This is a genomic window from Sulfitobacter sp. 1A12779, from assembly GCF_043557315.1.
Classification (GTDB): Bacteria; Pseudomonadota; Alphaproteobacteria; order Rhodobacterales; family Rhodobacteraceae; genus Sulfitobacter; species Sulfitobacter faviae.
The window spans coordinates 1-1,790 of record NZ_JBIFFU010000070.1; the positions used below are offsets into that span (position 1 = coordinate 1).

Here is a 1,790-nt window from a genome sequence, read left to right on the forward strand (position 1 = left end):
TGTCCAAGGGCTTCCACCGGTTCAAACGCTATGCTCGGCGCATGTTGAATGCTCTGGATATGACATGCGCCAGTGTGGCCCAGCCATTGATCACGGCAGCGCAGATTATCCGTGACAAACAGGATATCCCGGCCACATCGCTGACCTTTTTACAACCACGTTCGAAATGGCGACCGCAATTCCGCGCGCCCGATATTGATCAAGAGCGGCTGTGGGTTGTCGCCGTCCTGTGCCACCTGCGCGATGCGTTCCGTTCTGGCGATATCTGGCTTCCGCATTCGCGGCGTCATGCCGACATGAAGCAAGCCCTTGTGTCCATCGATGCCGCCCGCGCCATGGGGCTTTCAATGCCACTGGAACCAGAGATCTGGATGGCTGATCGAAAGCGCCGCTTGGAAGAGGGGCTGAAACGGCTGGCCAAGGCGGTGCGCTCCAAAACCTTGCCGAGTGGAGTCATTGAAGACGGCGTTTTGCGCGTGAGCCGTCTTGACGCCGATGTGCCGGAGGAGGCCGGTGATCTCGTCCTCGATCTTTACCGTCGTCTGCCGGAGACGCGGATCACCGATATTCTCACAGAGGTCGACAAAGACACCGGCTTCACCGAAGCCTTCACGCATCTGCACACCGGTGCCCCATGCCGTGACAAGATTGGCTTGCTGAACGTGCTCCTGGCGGAGGGTCTCAATCTAGGCCTGAGCAAAATGGCAAATGCCACCAACACTCATGACTTCATACAGCTTTCCCGTTTGTCACGGTGGCATGTCGAAAGCGAGGGAATGGCCCGCGCCCTGGCCATGGTGATTGATGCGCAGACCCACCTGCCAATGACCAAATTCTGGGGTGTAGGGAAAACGGCTTCCAGTGATGGGCAGTTTTTCCCAACGACGCGGCAGGGCGAGGCAATGAACCTCATCAACGCAAAATACGGCAACGAGCCGGGCATAAAGGCCTACACCCACGTCTCTGACCAGTATGCGCCATTCGCCACTCAGGTCATTCCCGCCACGGTGAGCGAGGCACCTTATATCCTCGACGGCTTGCTGATGAACGAGGCGGGACGGAAGATAAAAGAGCAGTATGCCGACACCGGCGGCTTCACCGATCTCGTCTTCGCCGCCACGTCCCTGCTCGGGTACCACTTCCATCCCCGCATTCGCGACCTGTCCTCCAAGAGGTTGCATGTGTTTGACCTCCGCGCTGTTCCCAAAGAGCTGAAAGGGTTAACCGGGGACAAAATTCGGGAAGCGAAGATCGTCGAAAACTGGCCGGATGTTTTGCGCTGTATCGCAACAATGCTGTCGGGCCGGATGCAGCCAAGTCACCTCCTCAAGAAATTGGCCGCGCGCCCGAGGCAACATGATCTGGCGTTGGCCTTGCGGGAGATCGGCCGGGTCGAACGCACATTGTTCATCATCGAATGGCTGCTCGACACCGACATGCAGCGCCGCGCCCATATCGGCTTGAACAAGGGAGAGGCACATCACGCCCTGAAAGGTGCTCTTCGGATCGGGCGTCAGGGAGAAATCCGCGACCGTACCACGGAAGGACAACACTTCCGCATCGCTGGCCTCAATCTGCTGACCGCCATCATCATTTATTGGAATTCCAAACAGCTCGGAAACGCTGTGGCAAGGCGACAGCGGGCAGGATTGGATTGCCCACCCGAACTCCTCGCCCACATATCGCCGCTTGGGTGGGCCCATATCATCCTAACAGGCGAATATCGTTGGCGGAAAATAGAAGCGCAAAATCCTTAAAGGGGTTTTCTGCACTCAGCCCCACTCGACCCC

Annotated in this window: 1 protein-coding gene; it reads left to right on the forward strand. The window is 57.9% G+C overall.

From position 1 onward, the window contains the following. On the forward strand, nt 1-1,757 hold a 1,757-nt coding region (locus ACGYLQ_RS20760), incomplete at its 5' end, for a Tn3 family transposase (RefSeq protein ID WP_394444674.1). Nucleotides 1,758-1,790: the final 33 nt, after the last annotated feature.